Here is a 1,847-nt window from a genome sequence, read left to right as displayed (position 1 = left end):
GGACGGCCGGTGCGCTGGGTGACCCGGGACGGGCGCTGGTCCAGCGGCACCACGCGGCCGGTCTCGTCGAACATCGGCCAGCTGGCCAGCTCCGACCCGACGAGCTCGGCGCGGTTCGTGCGCAGGATCCGCAGCGCCGCCGGATTGGCCGACTCGAAGGTTCCGTCCGGCCCGCCGACGAGCACCCCCTCGTCCAGCGCGTCGATGACCGTGGCGAAGTGCCGTTCGGCGCGGCGGCGCGCCGTCTCGTCCGCGCAGACCAGCACGAAGCCGTCGTCCATCTCGGCCACCGAGATCCGCACCCGCAGCGCGTGGCCGTCGACGTCGCGGTGCAGCGATTCCAGCACCCCGCCCTCGGCCCCCAGCAGGTCGGCGGGCCGCAGCGGGGCGCCGACCAGGTCGCCGACGTGCCTGCCGAACGCCTTGCCGGACGCCACCCCGTAAACCGCCTCGGCCGCCGGGTTCCAGCTGGTGACCACGCCCTCCCGATCGGTCGCGATGATCGCGTTGCTGACGTGCTGGACCAGTGCGGCCTGGTAGCGCAACGTGGCCTCGGCGGCCTTCTTGGTCGTGATGTCGCGCAGGATCACCTGCAGCGCCGGGTGGCCTTCCCAGCTGGTGCGCACCGAAACCAGCTCGACCGGGACGACTTTGCCGTCCTGGCGGGTCAGCTCGGCCTCCGATGGCTTGGTGCGGGAACCGGGCGCGGTCAGCCCGCGGAGGCGTTCGTACATGGCGGTCAGCGAGCGCGGCCGCACGAACTCGGTGATCGGGCGTCCGATCAGCTCGTCGTAGCGCAAGCTGAGCATCTCCAGCGTGGAGGAGTTCGCGTAGCGCACCAGCCCGTCCTGGTGCACGCAGATCGCGTCCGGGCTCAGCTCCACCAGCAGCCGGTACCGGTCGGCCAGGTCGGTGAGGTTCTGCCGATCCTGGCGCGCCTTGGTGACGTCGCTGGCCACGCCGATCAGGTCCGCGCCGCGGTCGGCGCCCATGCGGCGCGCGTGGAAGCGCACGAACCGGGTCTCGCCGTTCGAGTCCTGCACCGGCTGCTCCAGCTCGAGGTCTTGCCAGGCATCGGTGGTGCGGGCCGAGAGCGTCAGCGGCTCCAGCAGCTGGTGCAGGCGGGTGCGCAGGTCTTCCACACCGGATCCGGGCACGCCGAGAAGGACGTCCATCCCGGACGTCCAGGCGGTTCTGCCGTCGGCGAACCGCAGCGACCACTGCACCGCACCGTGCGCGGCAAGCGCCAGGTCGAGGAACTCGTGATCCAGTCCGGCGCCGAGCGGTTCCGGATCAACGTCCATGAATCATCCAGTGCACGCCTTCCACATTGCTCGTCACCGTTGGTGGTGGCGCTCCGTCACTGATCACCGCCGGTGACATCCCAGAGTGTCAACTTACGCCGATGGCCGCCTCGCCCACAGTTTCCCATGCGCCCAACTCCGCGACTGTCCTGAGTGGTCGCCGGGAAATCGCGGACGGCTCGCGAAGGCGGCCGTTCCGGACGGGACGTCCGGATTGGACCGTACGCGCGGTAGTGCGCTGCGGCGCCAGCGTGTCGATCAGATTGGTCTGTCCGAGCGAGAATCCGTGACGGTAGGTGCATGCTCTGCCCAATCGGCCCTTGAATGCTCACTCTAAAGAGGAGTCTCGACACTCCGCGATGACGGCATGTAGTTCGATCTCGATGCCTGGGAAGCATTCCTTGATCGGCGAGCTGTGGAATTCCGCGCCGCCGCGTGCCGGATCATTCCGCGGTCGATGAAACCGCGGACCGGCCAATCCGAGCGGTCCGGCGGAATCGACAAGATCGTACGACGAGAAAAGCGGATCATGTCCGGAGAAAT

2 protein-coding genes are annotated in these 1,847 nt (G+C 68.9%); both read right to left on the bottom strand.

Annotated elements, in window-relative coordinates; all coding sequences use genetic code 11:
- On the bottom strand, positions 1 to 1,304 hold a 1,304-nt coding region (locus tag IJH84_RS27485), incomplete at its 3' end, for a PAS domain-containing protein (RefSeq protein WP_295150758.1).
- A 328-nt stretch (positions 1,305 to 1,632) separates the two neighbouring features.
- Positions 1,633 to 1,847: hypothetical protein (locus IJH84_RS27480; RefSeq protein ID WP_295150755.1), on the bottom strand; the 215-nt coding region annotated here is incomplete at its 5' end.

It is taken from the genome of Saccharopolyspora sp., assembly GCF_017434145.1.
Lineage (GTDB): Bacteria > Actinomycetota > Actinomycetes > Mycobacteriales > Pseudonocardiaceae > Saccharopolyspora_C > Saccharopolyspora_C galaxeae.
The sequence above is the reverse complement of the archived record's forward strand: the minus strand, read 5'-3'. Positions and strand labels throughout refer to the sequence as shown.